Consider the following 16,409-nt stretch of genomic DNA (forward strand, 5'->3'; position numbering starts at 1 on the left):
CCAAGCCCCAGCGGCACCTCACAATCAAGATGCACAACATTTCAATGGCAGATTGACTCCGCTGGAGACAGCTGCCTGAATCTGCGGCTGCGAAAAAACAGAGTCGATGACTGAGCAGCTCCGATCCCGACTCCCTGTGGCCTGCCATTGGTTTGCAGACCAATATATTTCAAAGTGTATGCCTTAAGTTTACTCGATAATTATGAACAATCTGTTATTGCAACACTAATATTTTGGCAATTAAAAACACCATATTGGCCTTGAATCCGGTGGATATTTGTATATAATAGATATTATGGGGATTTTACCCTGTTTATTTTGGAAGGATGAAACGCAATGGCAGGAAGAACCGATGCACGAAACGTCTGGTATCAGCTGGATAATGCTGCCCGGATTTTTCCGGCTGTAAGCGATGAGCGCAACACCAATGTATTTCGCCTGACCTGCGAGTTTGTGGATAACGTGGACAAGGTTCTCCTGCAAAAAGCGGTGGATCAAAGCCTTGTGCATTTCCCTTATTTTCAGGTGGTGCTGCGCCGGGGGCTTTTCTGGTATTATTTGGAGCGCACCACACAGCGGCCCCTGGTCACGCTGGAAACTCGCCGCCCCTGCGATGCCCTTTTCTATTCCGGCCAAAAAAATCTGCTTTTTTCGGTGACCTATTACCGCCGCAGAGTTAATTTGGAGGTATTCCATGCTATTTCCGACGGCAGCGGTGCCTATCAGTTCCTGCGCACCATTGCCTATAACTATATCAGAGCCACCTACCTGCTGCTCAAGGAGCCTTCCGCTTTGCCTCCGCTGGATGTAGAAGCCTCCCCGGCCCAACAGGCGGAGGATAGCTTCCAGAAATATTACGATCCCAGTGAAAAGAAAAGCTTTTTCGGGGAGAAGGCCTATCACATTGGCGGAACCCTCCTGCCCCGTGGCAGTCTGCGTATTATTGAAGGCAGTGTGGATACCAAAGAGGTCTTGGCCCTGGCCAAATCCAAGGGCGCTACCCTGACAGCCTATACCGCCGCCTTGATTATCTGTGCCATTTATGATGAGCTGATGCCCAAACGGGCGGTGAACCGGCCTATACGCGCCACCATCCCGGTGGATTTAAGGGGTCATTTCGGCTCGGCCACCAGCCGCAACTTTTTCACAGTTGTGGAGGTGGGCTATAACTTTCACGGCCAGCCTGCCGATTTCGATGCCGTTCTGCAATCGATAGTGGGCCAGATGAAAGCCGCCCTAACTCGGGAAAACTTAGCCCAGCGCTTTAACTACACCATGTCGGTGCAAAATAACATTTTTGCCCGGCCTGTTCCACTGGTGCTGAAAAACTTCGTTCTGCGCATGGCTTACAATCAGGGAGAAGCCGGCACCACTTTTGCCATATCCAATCTGGGAAGGATCACCATGCCGGAGCTTTTCTCCGATTATATCACCGGCTTTGCCACACTGCTGAACCCCACGCCCTTTCACCGGCTCAAGCTGGCTGTCACCTCTTATGGAAGCCGCCTGATTTTCAGCTTTTCCACCTCCATTGAAGAAACGCAAGTGCAGAAGAGCTTTTTCCGCCATCTGACAAAGAACGGTTTGCACGTTTGTATCACAAGCAACGAGGAGAACCGCAATGAAATACTGTAACAAATGCAAGGTGGAAGTGGATGGCATGGTGGAGCGCTGCCCCCTTTGCTATGCGCCTTTAATCCAGCAGAATAACCAGCCGGAATCCCAGCCTTATCCTGTTTTGGAGGATCTCTCTCAGCGCTACAACATTGCCGTGCGCATTGCTCTGTTGCTTTCTCTTACAGCAGGCGCTGTCTGCCTGATCATCAACATCATCACCTTCCGCACTGTGTGGTGGTCTTTTATTGTCATCAGCAACATTCTATACATCTGGGCGGCTGTTTACACCGCCTTCCGCAAGCGGGGGCGAATCGGGGTTAATATTATGACCCAGTTTGTCATTCTATCCCTTTTGCTTATTGCCATTGATCGTTCCACCGGAAGTGTTAACTGGTCACTGAACTATGTGGTGCCTCTTCTGGCGATAACTGCTTCTTTAAGCAACACCATCATCATTATTTTCAAGCGGATGGCCTTCCGGGATTTTTTTATTTATTTTTTCATTACCGCTTTGCTGGGCTTTGTCCCTATTATTTTGATGGCCTTCCAGCAGGTTTCAGTGCTGTGGCCCTCGCTGACCGCCGCCCTCTATTCCGGTATTTCACTGGTAGGGATGTTTATCCTAGCAGATAAAACCACCAAAACTGAGCTGAAAAAGCGCTTTCATATTTAGGGCCCCTGTATAGTACACAAGAAAAAGCTCCCTGCCGCATTCTCATGCGGCAGGGAGCTTTTTGAGTGCACAGCGATTAAAGGGCCAGCTGCACCTTGTATTCCTTCATCCAGCAGTTGATCTGATAAAAGTAGGCAAAAATCTGGGGGGCATTCATCAGCTGCCCATACCACGGAACGGTAAAGGCCGCCGCATCGCTTTCCAGCAGCTCCCGCAGCTGTGCGGCGCTGACTAGCTCCAGCAGAGGGGAATTTGGTTCCTCCAGAACCGCTGTCAGCATTTCTTTAACCCGGGCCAGATAAGCGGGGTTGTGGGTTTTGGGGTAAGGGCTTTTTTTGCGGTGTATGATTTCATGGGGCAATTCCTTTTCGAAGGCACTGCGCAGAAGGCCCTTTTCCCGGTCACCTAAGCTTTTCATCTGCCACGGAATATTATAGGCGTATTCTACAATTCTGTGATCGCAGAAGGGTACCCTCACCTCAAGGCCGCTGAACATACTCATGCGATCCTTCCGATCCAGGAGGGTTTGCATAAACCAGCGGAAATTCAACATACTGATTTCCCGGATACGGGCATCCTCCCGGCTTTCTCCTGCCAGCTTGGGGGTTTTCTCCACTGTATCCCGGTAGCGCTCCAGCACATATTCCTCCGGATCAAAGGGCAGCAGCCCCGGGCGAAGCAGACCTGACTTCAAGCGTGTGTTGCCGCTCCAAGGGAAATCCGCTTTATCCCGCACAGCCGGGTTGCGGTACCATGGGTAGCCGCCGAAAATTTCATCCGCACACTCACCGGAAACCGCTACCGTATGCTCTTTTTTGATTGCACGGCAAAAGAGCAGCAGGGAGGAATCCACATCCGCCATACCGGGCAAATCCCGGGCCGAGACTGCCTCACCCAGCGCCTCTGCCACATCCATATGATCCAGCACAATATTCTGGTGCCGGGAACCGATGAAATTCTGCATAATTTCAATGAAATGGCTGTCGCTGGTCTGCTGAAACGCATTGGCTTTGAAGTATTTATCATTCTCAATGTAATCCACACTATAGGTGGTCAGAGGCCCACGGCCCTCTTGCTCGAACAGCTGGGCGGAAACAGCGGATATGATACTGGAATCCAATCCCCCGGAAAGCAGTGAAGCAATGGGAACATCCGATACCATCTGCCGCCGGATCGAATCGCTGACCAGCCAGTTGATCTTTTCCCGGGTCTGCTCCAGTGTATCCCGGTGCTCAGCGGCCTCCAGCTTCCAATAGGGCTTTATGTGAAACCCTTCCCGGCTGAAAAAGCCGCAGCAGCCCGGTTCCAGCTCCAGAATATCACGGAAAGGGGTGTGTCCCGGTGTTCGCCCCGGCCCTATAAGAAAAATCTCCCCAACGCCCTGTGCATCCACGGTAGGGGTAATGCTGGGGTGAGCCAAAAGAGTTTTGATTTCGGAGCCGAAAATAAGCCCCTGCGGGGTTTGATGATAAAACAGCGGTTTAACACCCATTCGGTCACGAGCTAAAAAGAGCTTTTGCTCCCGGCTGCTGTAAACGCCAAAAGCAAAAATTCCATTGAGGCGCGGGAGGCAATCTTCCCCCCATTCGATATAGGCACACAGCAAAACCTCGGTATCCGAATGGCCGGTAAAGCGGTGCCCGCGGGCAAGAAGCTCCTGCCGCAGCTCTTCGGTGTTATAAAGCTCACCGTTATAGATCAGCACATACTGGGTCTCCCCCACAGTTTTGCTCATGGGCTGCCGACCGTTTTCCGGGTCAATAACCGCCAGCCTGCGGTGCAAAAGCGCTGCATGGGTATCCAGATACACGCCCGAATCATCCGGCCCCCTGCGGCTCAGTGTTTGGGACATGGCCGTGCAAATTTTCTCCTGCTCTTTCATGGATACACCAAAATCAATCCAGCCTGCAATGCCACACATACTTAAGAATCCTCCCTGCTACTATAGAGTCGATACAGCTTTTATAGTAGCCAAGCTTGAAAACAAGCACACTTGTTTTCAAGAACACAGCAGGATGCTGTGTCCTCTCGCTTTTTTAAAGCGGGAGAATGGCATACTAAGAGGCAAAAACTGCGCCTTTGGTGCAAAGCAAGCTTTGCTTGCTTTTGAAAACGATGGTTTCGTTTTCAAGTTTATTGACTATAAAACAACGCAAAGCGCCCTTGTCATAGTTCAATAACAAGGGCGCCTTTGACCTTATTTTTGCCTTTCTCACTCAGTATATGCGGCAAATAGAAAAAAATTGTCACCGTTTCGGTGTCTCTAGGCTATCCGGGTATGCGCTATTCCAGAACAATCTGGACATGCTCCCCTTTGCTCTCATCGTCCACATCCACCAAAGCATAGGGCAGAGTAATATCCCCCTCGCTGAGAGCGGACATGATTTCATCAATGTCAATGGTTTTGAGCATTTCAAGAGCCGCCGCATTTTCCGGAGAGAGCTTTCCGCTCATAGCACCGGCCGCCTGACCCAATTTCAGACCCACCCGCACCAGTGAAAAGGGCACCTTTACGTTAACCTTGCTTTTGCCGCCCTCTGTTACTTTTATGAGAATTCGCTTGGGGGTTTGCCCCTCGGGCTGTTTGTGCAGCTCCAGCGCTGTGTTTTCAGTGGATTGGCGTGTGTCCTCGGGAACTGCATCCATAAGGCGCTGTGCCTCCTCCACGGAGATATCCCCATCCCGAAGCATTTCAAGTATAACTTTGCGTTCTTCAGCCATTGCCGTTTCCTCCTTGCAATAAAGTGAGTGCTTCTTCTGTTGTAATCTGACCAGCCTTCAGCTGACCCAAAATCTCAAGCCGATAGGCGGTTGCACTTTCCCGTTCTTCAAAACCCAAGGCTCCAATTAAAGCATCCAGCCTGTTCCGGGCTGTGGGATAGGAAATCCCCATTTCAGTACACACATCCTTAAGGCTGCCACGGCATCGGATAAAGGTTTCAAGAAATATCCGGTGCTCATCCTGAAGCAGTGAAAAGCGATCCAAAGCAAAATTCCCCTGTACCTCGGTCTGGCAAGCCGGACATTTTAAAACACGTACCTGCATATTGTGGGAGCATGCCGGACAGTTTTTTGGCATATGCCCATTCATCCAATCACCTCTGTCATGATAATAGCATCCAGGATCAAAAAAGTCAATATAAAAATCAATATTATTTATTTTTATATTAATAATATTGATTTTTATATTATCATTCTCGTAGTTTACAGCCAAATCTATGGCATTGCCGGGTATAACGCGGCTGTTTTTTATGTTTTGGAGCCGATTACCAATGGACAGCTGACGTTGAATTCCCTAAGATTGAATACAGCTCTGCTGCGACATGGCCTTTTCCCCATAAAACAAATCCAACAATATCCAGAATACGCACGCAGTAGTCTGGATGCACAGGCTCATTAAGTCAAAACCTCCGGCTAAGCCGGAGGCTTGAATAAGCCCTAGAAGGGCACAATACAGACAGTACCCCTAAAGGGGTCCCGAAAGATCTGCCATCCGCATTGCTTTCTCGGGCAACCCCTAAAGGGGTACGTTTTTATGCCTTGGTGTTCTTGCTACCCGTAAACGGGTCAGTGTACTCCTTGAGACTCATCTGATCGGATAGCTCATCTTCCTCCAATTGCTTTTTGATATACTCCTGTATCTGCTTTTTATTCCGCCCTACTGTATCCACATAATACCCTCTTGCCCAGAAATGCCTATTTCCATATTTGTACTTCAAATTTGCATGACGGTCGAATATCATTAAGCTGCTCTTCCCTTTTAGATACCCCATTATCTGCGATACACTAAACTTTGGTGGTATACTGATTAGCATATGGATGTGATCTGGGCATGCGTTCGCTTCTATAATTTCTACCCCTTTTTGATCACACAATTTCCTTAGGATAAACCCTATGTCTGCTTTAATTTCCCGATATATTACTTGTCTCCTGTATTTTGGTGCAAATACTACGTGGTATTGACATCTCCACTTGGTATGTTCTAAACTGTTTATGTCTTTCATTTAAAGACCTCCTCGATCTTTTAGTTAGGTTGGCAGACCTTAACTTTTAATATATCGGGGAGCTTTTTTCTTGTCCATACCTATAAGGTCTTTCTCCACCGGCAAAGCCGGTGGTTCTTAAGCAAAACAAATCGTCCGACCCCATTTAAATTATGGGATCGGACAATTAAATTCCAGCAAACCACAGGTTTCAACATTAAGGGGAGTGTAACAACCCGAAGAAAGAAATACCGCAGGGAAGGTCTGGCCGTTTCCCCCGGCGATTTTCCTGCAAGGGATAAAGCCCCAAGCCGTAAATAATCTATACAGTTTCCGGCGCCTCTTTTAAAAAGGGAAAGAAGCGGACATCCTCCTTTAGCAAATGCCCAACAATGACCTCATCCAGCAGAAAGGAGAAAACCGCACCAAAATACAGGCTTTTGGCCTGATACTGCTCTTGAAGGGATTGGATAAACTGCCAAAGACCTCTATGAATTTCTGCATGCTCCTGTGTCTCCGGGTAACCAAGCTCTGCCAGAATTCGTTCCTCTGCCTCAAAGTGCAGACGAATATGCTCCATCAATTCTTCTAGTGCCTTTGCAGTCTCTGGGCCTTCATTGCTGGCCAAGACTGCATCCAGCAATCTATTGCCCCAATAGACCAGCATTTTGTGCTGATCATCGATTACAGCGTTTCCACATTCCCACTGTGCCTTCCATTCCAGTCTGGCCTGAACCAGCGGCACCGCTTCCTCCCAGCTAATGGAAGTCACACAGTTTTTGCCCTTGTTCTTGGAGTTAAACAAAGCGTAATCCACCCGCCTGAACCAACTTTCTGTGGTTTCGCCCCGCATAAACTCGGTAACCCCAAAGCTGACAGTCACCGGGTGATCAACTTCCGGGTGATCAATGTTTTCAATGGCTATTCGCAGCTTTTCCGCAACCCGGGCCGCATCGCTGAGGCGGGTCTGAGGCAAAAGGATTACGAACTCCTCCCCTCCCCATCTGGCCAGAACATCCTGCTTTCGAACCAATTGGCTGACCGCCTCAGAAATTCGGATGAGAATCTCATCCCCTATCTGGTGGCCAAAGGTATCGTTTACCTTTTTGAAATCATCTATATCAAAAAGAACAATGGATAGGGGCTGGTTGTAGAGCCGGCTCCTGTCCGCTTCCTCTAGTATTTTTTGGTTAAAGCTGTATCGATTGAAAATTCCGGTCAGGTTATCCTTAATAGCAAGATTGCTGAGGATCGCATTCTGTTGGTTCAGCTTATCGGTTAAAAGCTTGAGAGCCTTTTCTGATTTGCGCAGACGATTAATCATGTCATTCTTGGTTTTAATCGCTTGGTTCAGCTGCTCTTCAAAGCGTTTTCTCTCGGTTATATCCCGGGTAACGCCTATAATCTCCATGGCGCCGGTTTCAGCGTTTTCAAGCAGCTTCACGCTGATTTCCACCTGCTTGATAACAGCATGCCTGCAATAAAGCTCATAATCCCCTGTTTTGGTGAGCATGCTTTCCCGGCGCTCACCTTTCATGTAACGCTCCAAAAGCAGGCGGGATACATTTTGTGCCTTTGCCAGTGAATCCGGCGGCAGGAGCTCTTCAAGAGTCTGCTGTAAGGTTTCCTGCGCTGTAAAGCCTCTCAGCTTTAACACAGAGGGGCTCACATAAGTAAATTTCAGGGTTGCGATATCAAAATGCCAAATACTCTCCAGAGCGCTTTCTGCAAGGAGGCGGTATTCACCTTCAAGCTGCTTGAAATGTTCATCCATTGAGTTTTTTGCCATGATCACCTCTCCTCGCTTCATGACTGTTGATTTCCTGCAAAAATACTATGAAATGCTTATGTATGGTATCATACCATACAACTGTTTTTTCTTCCATACACCGCTAAAAAAAGTATCGCTGCCTGTATGCGGTCAGCGATTCATCCGTTTTGGCACCTGCCCTACAGCTGCTTTTTTCAGAGGAAATCACCGCTTAGAAAACAGGAGGCGGCTGTATCCCCAAGGCCTACACCCTGAACCCGGGCTTTTTCCGCCCAGAAAAGGAAAAAACGCATCAGGTATAAACACATTGCCCATGCATAAAATAACCACGAGGTGATTAACGATGAACCATAATCCCAGCAACCATGCAGATATACCGGTAGGGCTTACAATGGCCTTAGCTCAGAATCTGAACGCACTCAATAAATTTTCCCATATGGATGCTCCTCAAAAGGAACAGTTTGTGCAGGGTGCGCATCAGGTTAATTCTAAGGAAGAAATGCAGGCATATGTCAACAATCTGTTGCAGGGCTAAAGGCCCTGCTCAGACTGCAGACATAGCTGCCTTTAATTTGAAGGCTTTATAATTTTGATGGGTAATTCTTCCGAAGTCCAATTGATTTCGACGCAGGAATCCCATTTTTTTCGCGCCGGAGCGGCGCAATCCGGGGGGAATATGGAGGACATTAGATGCCCCCCATAGAGGGTGTAGACTTTTGTCTACACCCTCTGCAGGGCTAAAGGCCCTGCTTTTTTTCTGTTCAGTATGGCATTCTCAAAGGCACAGCGGCCACTGCTTCATAAGCAGCCATCTTTGCGCATATATTCACTATAGTAGAATGCGTGCCGTAAACCGCTGTTAGGGTCTCATTTATTCTTCAAGCTTGTAGGGCAAAAAGCACCAAAACATAAGTATAGATGACTTTGTGAGTAAATGGATGTGCTGATGATGAATGCTATTTGGACAACCGCTTTTTACGGATTGCTTTCGGGCACCGTGGGCACAACAGCCGGAGGGCTGCTGGCCTGCTTTCTGCCTGCCGAAGGCAAAAGGCAGGGTGCTTTTATCTTGGAATACTCCGCTGGTCTTATGCTGGTGGTGGTGTGCCTTGATCTTCTGCCCGGCGCCTTTACATATGCCTCGGTGTGGCATGTTCTTTGGGGCCTTCTATTGGGAGTGCTGATCATGATCCTGTCGGAATCTCTCCTCAAATCTCATAAAAGCCTCTCAGCCGGTGTGCCCTCCCGGCAGACCGGCCTCGCCATTGCTCTGGGGGTGGCACTGCACAATTTTCCAGAAGGTCTGGCTGTGGGTGCGGGGCTGGAAGCAGACCCGGCCTTGGGCATGGCTCTGGCTCTGGCCATTATGCTCCACGACATTCCGGAAGGAGCCGCCATTGCCATACCGCTGCAAAACGGCGGCGTAAGCCGATGGAAGGCCCTGTGGTATACCATTGCCTCCGGATTGCCCATGGGGTTGGGGGCACTTGTGGGAGCATGGGCCGGGCAGCTTTCTTCCACTGTTATTTCCCTTTGCCTTGCAGTTGCAGGCGGAGCCATGCTGTATGTTGTGTTGGGCAATATGCTTCCGGAAACTTTTCGAATGCGTGCAGGGCATATGAACCCAGTGGGTTTGCTGCTGGGCATTCTTTCGGGTACAGCCATAATCCTTTTGCTGTAAATATTAGCACTCATATATTAAGAGTGCTAATATTTACAAACTGTTCATTCATATTGCAAGGTTTTTTCACAGCCCCGGAGTATACTGTAAACAACGGATGAGGGAAAGAAAGCCTAGGCACTCTCCCTTACATCTGAAATAATAAAACAACAAACTGTGATATGGAGGTATTGTGTATGTTTGACCTGATTCCCATGAGCGGACGCGAAAAAAACATTTGGAATTTCTTTGATAACTGGGAGAAAAATATGTTCCAGAATGCATTCCCCGCAGGGAGTATGCAGCTGCGCACCGATATCACGGATGAAGGGGATCACTACCGGCTGAGCGCCGAGCTTCCCGGTTTTAACCGTGAGAATATCCAAGTGGATATTGATCGCGGCATTCTCACCATCTCCGCGCAGCACAACGAAGAAATAGAAGATAAGCAGGATAACTTTATCCGCCGGGAGCGCCGCTTCGGTACTTATTCCCGCAGCTTTGATGTCTCTGAGGTTCACACCGATGCCATTGCCGCAAAATATGAAAATGGTGTGCTGACCCTCAATTTGCCCAAAAAGGAGACCTCTCCTCTTCCACCGGCACGCCAAATTCAAATTCAATAACGCAGCACCCCGAGCAAAGGGTACCGTTGCTTAAGCGGTTTCCACTAAAGCCACCTTAATTTATAAGGTGGCTTTTTGCTGCGTTCAAACCATCCCTTCTGCCAAAATACTGGCTGGAGGGGTGGTTTGCTTATATTGCTGACAATGCTTAACCCTCTAAGCCTTTGTATGTATAAAGACTTCACTCATTTAACGGAAGCTGGGCTGATTCTGCCGGAAGGCCCTTCCACAGGCTCCGGTTTCTTGTATAGATGACATCGACGCCGTTTTGGATCAAGCTGTGCAGGCTTTCCTCCGTTTCATTATAAAAGCCTGCGATTCCAATATAGGCATCGGTGATACTGCGCAAACGCTGATAAACAAAGGGAAAAGATATACCCGGTATAATATCGATAGCATAAGGGCGGCATTTCTCTATGTTGCTGATGGCTGTGTTCAGCGAAAGTATATCGTATAGAAAGGTTTTCCAGACACACCAGATATGGCTTTGAGCGTCTATGATGATATTGCGATGTCTTGTGATCAGGCAATCGGCTTTCACTTCATTCACAAGAAATCTTACAGCAGAAATGTCGTTATCGATCCCCCGCACCAAATCCATATCAATAAAAGCTTTTTTGCCCGCCTCATGAGTAGCCTGCACAATACGCTTAATATTCATAATATTGAGCACATCTCCAAAAACCAAGGCTGTGCTTCCTGCTGCCTCAATTGCCTCGTTGAAATACCGCATACTGTCGATGGACATTAGAATGTGCTCATCCTGGTATATCTTTTTAATTGGTTCAAAATTGGAATGCATTGTTACCCCCATCTGTTTTATCTGTGCAGTTTTCGCCGTAATAGCAGGCACTTCGAATATTGTTATTATAGTATATATTCAGTTTGGAATGCAATGCGAAGGGCAAAATTTAAGCTTTCTTTTATATATTAAGTTTTTGAAAAAACATATTGACTTATTGTGATATTGGTATATAATTAATCAATAAAACAGAATAATATTATTTGTTTTGGAGTAATTGGATTAGAGGTGACACCCTCTACTTTTGATTGCTCTTTTTTATTTTTTCTCCTATATGAAAATCCCAGCTATAGCCACGCAATACTATTTTCACGCAGGCTTCTGATCTATTGTCAATCAAGAGCATCGTGTGCTTTTGAAAATAAAAGGAGGATTACGAGCATGAAAAAGTTTTTAGCACTATTGGTGGTTGCCTTACTGGTTTTGCCAATGTTTGCCTGCGGACAATCGGCAAACCCGGCAGCATCCCAACCACAAGCGGCAGCATCCGGCCAGCCCTCACAGGGTGAGCCATCTGGCGGTGGCGGAGAAAAAGTTGGCGAAACGCTCAAAATCGGCGTTGTCTGCCCTATCTCCGGGCAGGGTGCCGCCGCCGGAAAGTACATAACAAACGGTGTTAAATTAATTGAAGATAAGCTTGCTGCCGAAGGCGGCCTCCTTGTGGGCGATACCCGTTACCCGATTCAATTCGTCTATGAAGACAATGAAGCCAAAGAAGAAACCACTGCCAATGTATTTCAGAAGCTGATCAATCAGGATAATGTCATTGCCATTGCTGGGCCGGATATGTCCAAATGCATTCTGGCCGCTGCTCCCATCGCACAGCAGGCCGGGTGTGTGGCAGTGGGAACCTTCACCACCAACGAAGCGGTTACACAGGTTGGCGACTATATCTTCCGTGCATGCTTCATCGATTCTTTTCAGGGCTGGGTTGCGGCAACCTATGCTTGGGAAGAAGGCTATAAAACAGCCGGCATTATCTACAACAACGCCGATGCATATTCCAAGGGCCTTTACGAATCCTTTAAGGAATGTTTCGAAGGCTTTGGAGGCCAAATTGTAGAAGTGCAGGCATACAGCGGCTCGGATGTAAAGGACTTTAACGTGCAGCTGACAAAAATTGCAGCCGCCAACCCTGAGGTCTTGTTCATCCCCAATATGTTTACAGAAATTCCACTGCAAATCCAACAGGCACGTGCCGTGGGCATCACCTGCCCCATTGTCGGCGGCGATTCCATGGATACACCCGATGTGCCGAATCTGGCCGGGTTTGAAAACATCAAGGGCACTGCCTATGTATCCGCCTTCTCTGCCGAAAACCCTGAGCCTATCGCACAGGAATTTGTCACAGCGTTCCGTGATGCTTACGGCATGGAGCCAAACTCCAATGCTGTGCTGGCTTATGAATCAGTTGCTATGATTCTTGATTCCATCCAGAGGGCCGCCACTGTTGACCGGGCCGGTGTGCGTGATGCCATGGCATCCATCAAGAATTTGCAGCTTCCTTCGGGTATTATCACCGTGGGTATGGATAGAAACCCCATCAAGGGCGCCGCTGTTTTAATGTATGACGAAAAGGGCGCACCCCAGTTCGTGAAAATGATCAATCCGTAAAAGGCGAAACAATTGGCGGGTTATCGGGTATGCAAATGTTCTGTGCATACCCGGTTGACTCTGGTGAGATACAGATAGGAGGGACCTATGGCAACGGTTATACAACTACTGGTTTATGGCTTGCAGTTAGGCAGTGTGTATGCACTCCTCGCCTTGGGCTACACAATGGTCTATGGCATTGTGGGCATGATCAATTTTGCCCACGGTGATTTTCTCATGTTAGGCGCATTGGGTACCGTTTTTTTGGCGCAGGCATTTTCCTTTATGATGGTGAACGGCACATATCCCCTTGGCACTGTATTGCTGACGATCCTCATTGCCATGCTTTGCCTCGGTTTTCTTGGCGTTTTGGTTGAAGCAGTCGCATACAAGCCACTGCGCAATCGCCCCCGCATGACAGCCTTGATCACGGCTGTGGGCATATCCATGTTCCTTCAAAATTTTCCCCGTGCCCTTCCCTTTGTCGGGCCGAACCCACGCCCTTTTCCCAAGCTTTTTACAGTGGTGCAATATAATATCGGAGGTGTGGCGATTACCTCAACACAAATCATTATGATCGCTTTGTCTCTGATCCTGATGGTTGTGCTCTATGTTTTTGTAAACAAAACACGCTTGGGGAGCAAGATGCGTGCGGTCAGCATGGATAAAGAAGCGGCAGCCTTGGTTGGCATTAATATCAATTTCATCATATCCCTTACCTTTTTTATCGGTGCTGCCTTTGCGGCCGCCAGCGGCATTTTCTATGCAAGCATCTATCCGCAGGTTGAAGTTTATATGGGCACCTGGCTGGGCACAAAATCTTTTATCGCCGCAGTTCTGGGCGGCATCGGCGATATTCGCGGAGCAATGCTGGGGGGCATCATCATGGGTGTTACAGAGATATACGCCACCTCTATCAATTCCGACCTTGGGTATGCGATTGGCTTTATTATTCTGATCGTAATCCTGTTGGTCAAGCCCGCCGGAATCATGGGCAAGTTCACCATCGAGAAAGTTTGAGGAGGTAATCATGAAAACCAAAGCACTGCTGAAAAAATATTTGCCTTTGGTTTGCGTTGTGGTGTTGTATATCGTCATCGCACTCGTTCGTCAGGCCAAAATAGTCAACAATTATCACATACAACTCTTGATGTTTGCAGGAATCAACATCATGATGACCGTCAGCCTGAATATTGTAAACGGGTTCACCGGCCAGTTTTGCATCGGCCATGCCGGGTTTATGTCACTGGGTGCTTATGGTGCCGCTGTTGTCTCAACGCTGGTCTTTAAAGGCTATGCAGTGGCTCCGGGGCTACAAATTCCCATTTTTCTGCTCAGCTTGCTCTGCGGCGGCATCATTGCGGCGTTTATCGGCCTGCTGATCGGCCTCCCCACACTCAAGCTCAAGGGCGATTACTTAGCCATCGTGACCTTGGCCTTTGGCGAAATCGTGCGGGCCATGCTCCGCCTCATTGAGCCTATCGGTGCCGCACGTGGCATGATTGGTATCCCCACCTACAGCAACCTTGCCTGGATACTTACTTTTGTGGTTCTCACCCTTTGGGTGGCACGCAATTTCATCTACTCCAAATATGGGCGTGCGTGTATTTCCATTCGGGATAATGAGATTGCGGCAGATGCCATGGGTGTGCAGACCACCCGCTACAAGATCATTGCCTTCTGCTTTGCAGCGTTCATTGCAGGTGTTGCCGGCGGACTATATGCCCATGTGATCTCGTTCATTCAGCCGGATAGCTTCAGCTTTTCAAAATCCTCCGATTTTCTCGTTTATCTCTATGCCGGGGGTGCCGGTTCTCTGAGCGGTTCCATTATTGGTGCACTGCTGCTGACCATACTGCCCGAGGCACTGCGCTTTATGAGCAATTGGCGCCTTGTCATCTATTCACTGGTGCTGATCTGCGTGATGCTCTTCCGCCCAAGCGGCCTGTGCGGCGGCAAAGAACTGCCCTGCCTGCGCATCAACCGTCAGGAACTGTATCCGAATACAGTTTTCAAGCAGAAGCAAGAGAAAGCACTCAGTATAGAAGAAAGGCGGTGAGCAATTTATGGACAATATTATGGAGGTAAGCAATCTTTCCATCGAATTTGGCGGCCTTAAAGCAGTGGAAGACTTTAACCTGCATGTAAAAAGGGGTGAAATCATCGCCATTATCGGCCCAAATGGTGCAGGCAAAACCACTGTGTTCAATATGTTAACCGGCATTTATGCTCCCACCTTTGGCTCTATTCTGCTTGAAGGCAACAGCATGGCAAAGAAAAAGCCCTTTCAATTCGCAGCCGCCGGCATTGCAAGAACATTCCAGAATATACGCCTGTTCCACGGGGCCTCGGTGGCTGATAATGTCAAAATGGCTTATACCTGCCACAACAAGGAAAGCCTCCTCGCCTGCCTTTTGCGCACCCCGGCCATGAAAGCGCGTGAACGTGAGCTGGATGAAAGGGTTATGGATTTGCTGGATATATTCAATCTGGCGGATAAGGCCGATGTGCTGGCAAGCAATCTGCCCTATGGAGATCAGCGCAGGCTGGAAATTGTGCGTGCCCTGATGCTGGAGCCCAAAATTTTGCTGCTGGATGAGCCTGTCGCCGGGATGATCACGGCAGAGCAGGACGAAATGGCGGCGCTGGTGAAAGAAATCAAGCAAAGGTTTAACCTGACCGTCATTCTGATTGAACACCATATGAATTTCGTTATGCCCATTGCCGACCGGATCAAGGTGCTGGATTTTGGCAAAACCATAGCCGAAGGCCCCCCCGACGAAATACAGCGGAACCCCGATGTTATCGCAGCCTATCTGGGAGGTGGCAGTCATGCCAATGCTTGAAGTAAAAGATTTGTATGTATCCTATGGTGCTATAGAAGCGGTAAAGGGTGTTTCTTTCCATTTGGAAAAAGGCGAAATTGTGGCATTGATCGGCTCCAACGGTGCGGGCAAAACCACCATTCTCCGCACAATTTCAGGTCTGGAGAAAGCCAAATCCGGTTCAGTAAAATTCCTTGATACCGAGCTGACTTCCAAACCATCCCACAGCATTGTGCAGCAGGGCATCGCTCACGTTCCGGAAGGGCGCAGAGTATTCAATCGGCTGACTGTGCGTGAAAACCTGATATTGGGTGCCAACATCGTGAAAGACAACAAGCTCATTGAAAGCACACTGGAGCAGGTATTTGATATTTTTCCCCGTTTGAAAGAACGTGAGAAGCAGCAGGCAGGGACTCTATCCGGCGGCGAGCAGCAAATGCTTGCGCTGGGCCGTGCACTGATGACCCGTGGCAAGCTGCTGCTGCTGGATGAACCCTCTATGGGGCTTGCACCGATCATTGTCGAGGATATTTTCAGAGTAATCAAAAAGATCAACGAAACCGGCACAAGTATCTTGCTCATTGAACAGAATGCATTTCTGGCTCTGAACACAGCCAAACGTGCCTATGTTTTGGAAACCGGTGTCATTACCATCGAAAACGAAGCCAAGGTGCTTCTCACCGACGATCGTGTTCGGGAAGCCTATCTGGGCGCATAACACAAGGTTTTGCGCCAATTGACCCCACGCTGCCGCTCAATGCGGCACCATCGTTTTTCGAAGTTTCACTCCGAAGCGTCACGGAGTGAAAAGCTTCTCCCCGCTTACAGTCTGTTGTGGAAGATAAACAGGAGAATAACC

Annotated in this window: 16 protein-coding genes; 10 read left to right on the forward strand and 6 right to left on the reverse strand. The window is 48.6% G+C overall.

Annotated elements, in window-relative coordinates:
• The first annotated feature begins 336 nt into the window (after positions 1-336).
• Positions 337-1,635, forward strand: a complete 1,299-nt coding sequence (locus tag U6B65_07270) for a hypothetical protein (GenBank protein ID WRS26158.1) — start codon at positions 337-339, stop codon at positions 1,633-1,635.
• Positions 1,622-2,290, forward strand: a complete 669-nt coding sequence (locus tag U6B65_07275; protein WRS26159.1) for a DUF6320 domain-containing protein — start codon at positions 1,622-1,624, stop codon at positions 2,288-2,290. Before U6B65_07270 ends, U6B65_07275 begins: the two co-directional genes overlap by 14 nt.
• Before the next feature lie 76 nt (positions 2,291-2,366).
• Here U6B65_07275 and asnB read toward each other — a convergent pair whose 3' ends face one another.
• From asnB to U6B65_07300, 5 genes are all read right to left on the reverse strand, one after another.
• On the reverse strand, positions 2,367-4,211 hold the full coding sequence (gene asnB, locus U6B65_07280; protein ID WRS26160.1) for an asparagine synthase (glutamine-hydrolyzing): 1,845 nt from the start codon (positions 4,209-4,211) through the stop codon (positions 2,367-2,369).
• A 362-nt stretch (positions 4,212-4,573) separates the two neighbouring features.
• Positions 4,574-5,011 carry a hypothetical protein gene (locus U6B65_07285; GenBank protein ID WRS26161.1) on the reverse strand — a complete coding sequence of 146 codons (438 nt, stop codon included), beginning with the start codon at positions 5,009-5,011 and terminating at the stop codon, positions 4,574-4,576.
• Positions 5,004-5,369, reverse strand: a complete 366-nt coding sequence (locus U6B65_07290) for a DUF2089 domain-containing protein (protein ID WRS26162.1) — start codon at positions 5,367-5,369, stop codon at positions 5,004-5,006. The genes U6B65_07285 and U6B65_07290 overlap by 8 nt, the downstream gene beginning before the upstream one ends.
• A gap of 454 nt (positions 5,370-5,823) precedes the next feature.
• Positions 5,824-6,294, reverse strand: a complete 471-nt coding sequence (gene tnpA / locus U6B65_07295; GenBank protein ID WRS26163.1) for an IS200/IS605 family transposase — start codon at positions 6,292-6,294, stop codon at positions 5,824-5,826.
• A gap of 301 nt (positions 6,295-6,595) precedes the next feature.
• Positions 6,596-8,062 (reverse strand): diguanylate cyclase, encoded by a 1,467-nt coding sequence (locus U6B65_07300; GenBank protein ID WRS26164.1) that lies wholly within the window; start codon positions 8,060-8,062, stop codon positions 6,596-6,598.
• 325 nt (positions 8,063-8,387) lie between these two features.
• Between U6B65_07300 and U6B65_07305 the strand changes: the two genes are divergently transcribed.
• The 3 genes from U6B65_07305 to U6B65_07315 all read left to right on the forward strand — a co-directional run bounded on the left by U6B65_07305 (position 8,388) and on the right by U6B65_07315 (position 10,330).
• Positions 8,388-8,579: a hypothetical protein gene (locus U6B65_07305; protein ID WRS26165.1), complete on the forward strand. Its 192-nt coding sequence runs from the start codon at positions 8,388-8,390 to the stop codon at positions 8,577-8,579.
• A 411-nt stretch (positions 8,580-8,990) separates the two neighbouring features.
• Complete coding sequence (locus U6B65_07310; protein WRS26166.1) at positions 8,991-9,725, forward strand: ZIP family metal transporter; 735 nt, start codon at positions 8,991-8,993, stop codon at positions 9,723-9,725.
• 176 nt (positions 9,726-9,901) lie between these two features.
• A complete protein-coding gene (locus U6B65_07315; protein ID WRS26167.1) occupies positions 9,902-10,330 on the forward strand; it encodes an Hsp20/alpha crystallin family protein in 429 nt (142 codons plus the stop codon).
• A gap of 181 nt (positions 10,331-10,511) precedes the next feature.
• On the opposite strand, the gene U6B65_07320 is transcribed toward U6B65_07315, so the two are convergent.
• Positions 10,512-11,132 (reverse strand): glycerol-3-phosphate responsive antiterminator, encoded by a 621-nt coding sequence (locus U6B65_07320; GenBank protein WRS26168.1) that lies wholly within the window; start codon positions 11,130-11,132, stop codon positions 10,512-10,514.
• Positions 11,133-11,513: 381 nt separating this feature from the next.
• Here U6B65_07320 and U6B65_07325 point away from each other — a divergent pair, with 381 nt between their 5' ends.
• The 5 genes from U6B65_07325 to U6B65_07345 all read left to right on the forward strand — a co-directional run bounded on the left by U6B65_07325 (position 11,514) and on the right by U6B65_07345 (position 16,268).
• A complete protein-coding gene (locus U6B65_07325) occupies positions 11,514-12,746 on the forward strand; it encodes an ABC transporter substrate-binding protein (GenBank protein WRS26169.1) in 1,233 nt (410 codons plus the stop codon).
• Between the two features lie 87 nt (positions 12,747-12,833).
• On the forward strand, positions 12,834-13,745 hold the full coding sequence (locus U6B65_07330) for a branched-chain amino acid ABC transporter permease (GenBank protein ID WRS26170.1): 912 nt from the start codon (positions 12,834-12,836) through the stop codon (positions 13,743-13,745).
• A 10-nt stretch (positions 13,746-13,755) separates the two neighbouring features.
• A complete protein-coding gene (locus U6B65_07335) occupies positions 13,756-14,784 on the forward strand; it encodes a branched-chain amino acid ABC transporter permease (protein ID WRS26171.1) in 1,029 nt (342 codons plus the stop codon).
• A 7-nt stretch (positions 14,785-14,791) separates the two neighbouring features.
• The gene (locus U6B65_07340; protein WRS26172.1) at positions 14,792-15,571 is read left to right on the forward strand and encodes an ABC transporter ATP-binding protein; all 780 of its coding nucleotides are present in this window, start codon (positions 14,792-14,794) and stop codon (positions 15,569-15,571) included.
• A complete protein-coding gene (locus U6B65_07345) occupies positions 15,558-16,268 on the forward strand; it encodes an ABC transporter ATP-binding protein (GenBank protein ID WRS26173.1) in 711 nt (236 codons plus the stop codon). The genes U6B65_07340 and U6B65_07345 overlap by 14 nt, the downstream gene beginning before the upstream one ends.
• The last annotated feature ends 141 nt before the right edge of the window (positions 16,269-16,409 follow it).

The organism is Oscillospiraceae bacterium MB08-C2-2 (genome assembly GCA_035621215.1).
GTDB lineage: Bacteria > Bacillota > Clostridia > Oscillospirales > Ruminococcaceae > WRAV01.

Coding starts and splice junctions, on each gene's coding strand:
- U6B65_07310 (WRS26166.1), top strand. CDS start 8,991: ATGATGAATGCTATTTGGACAACCGCTTTTTACGGATTGCTTTCGGGC.
- U6B65_07315 (WRS26167.1), top strand. CDS start 9,902: ATGTTTGACCTGATTCCCATGAGCGGACGCGAAAAAAACATTTGGAAT.
- U6B65_07325 (WRS26169.1), top strand. CDS start 11,514: ATGAAAAAGTTTTTAGCACTATTGGTGGTTGCCTTACTGGTTTTGCCA.
- U6B65_07320 (WRS26168.1), bottom strand. CDS start 11,132: ATGCATTCCAATTTTGAACCAATTAAAAAGATATACCAGGATGAGCAC.
- U6B65_07340 (WRS26172.1), top strand. CDS start 14,792: ATGGACAATATTATGGAGGTAAGCAATCTTTCCATCGAATTTGGCGGC.
- U6B65_07270 (WRS26158.1), top strand. CDS start 337: ATGGCAGGAAGAACCGATGCACGAAACGTCTGGTATCAGCTGGATAAT.
- asnB (WRS26160.1), bottom strand. CDS start 4,211: ATGTGTGGCATTGCAGGCTGGATTGATTTTGGTGTATCCATGAAAGAG.
- U6B65_07335 (WRS26171.1), top strand. CDS start 13,756: ATGAAAACCAAAGCACTGCTGAAAAAATATTTGCCTTTGGTTTGCGTT.
- U6B65_07285 (WRS26161.1), bottom strand. CDS start 5,011: ATGGCTGAAGAACGCAAAGTTATACTTGAAATGCTTCGGGATGGGGAT.
- U6B65_07290 (WRS26162.1), bottom strand. CDS start 5,369: ATGCCAAAAAACTGTCCGGCATGCTCCCACAATATGCAGGTACGTGTT.
- U6B65_07345 (WRS26173.1), top strand. CDS start 15,558: ATGCCAATGCTTGAAGTAAAAGATTTGTATGTATCCTATGGTGCTATA.
- U6B65_07300 (WRS26164.1), bottom strand. CDS start 8,062: ATGGCAAAAAACTCAATGGATGAACATTTCAAGCAGCTTGAAGGTGAA.
- U6B65_07330 (WRS26170.1), top strand. CDS start 12,834: ATGGCAACGGTTATACAACTACTGGTTTATGGCTTGCAGTTAGGCAGT.
- U6B65_07275 (WRS26159.1), top strand. CDS start 1,622: ATGAAATACTGTAACAAATGCAAGGTGGAAGTGGATGGCATGGTGGAG.
- U6B65_07305 (WRS26165.1), top strand. CDS start 8,388: ATGAACCATAATCCCAGCAACCATGCAGATATACCGGTAGGGCTTACA.
- tnpA (WRS26163.1), bottom strand. CDS start 6,294: ATGAAAGACATAAACAGTTTAGAACATACCAAGTGGAGATGTCAATAC.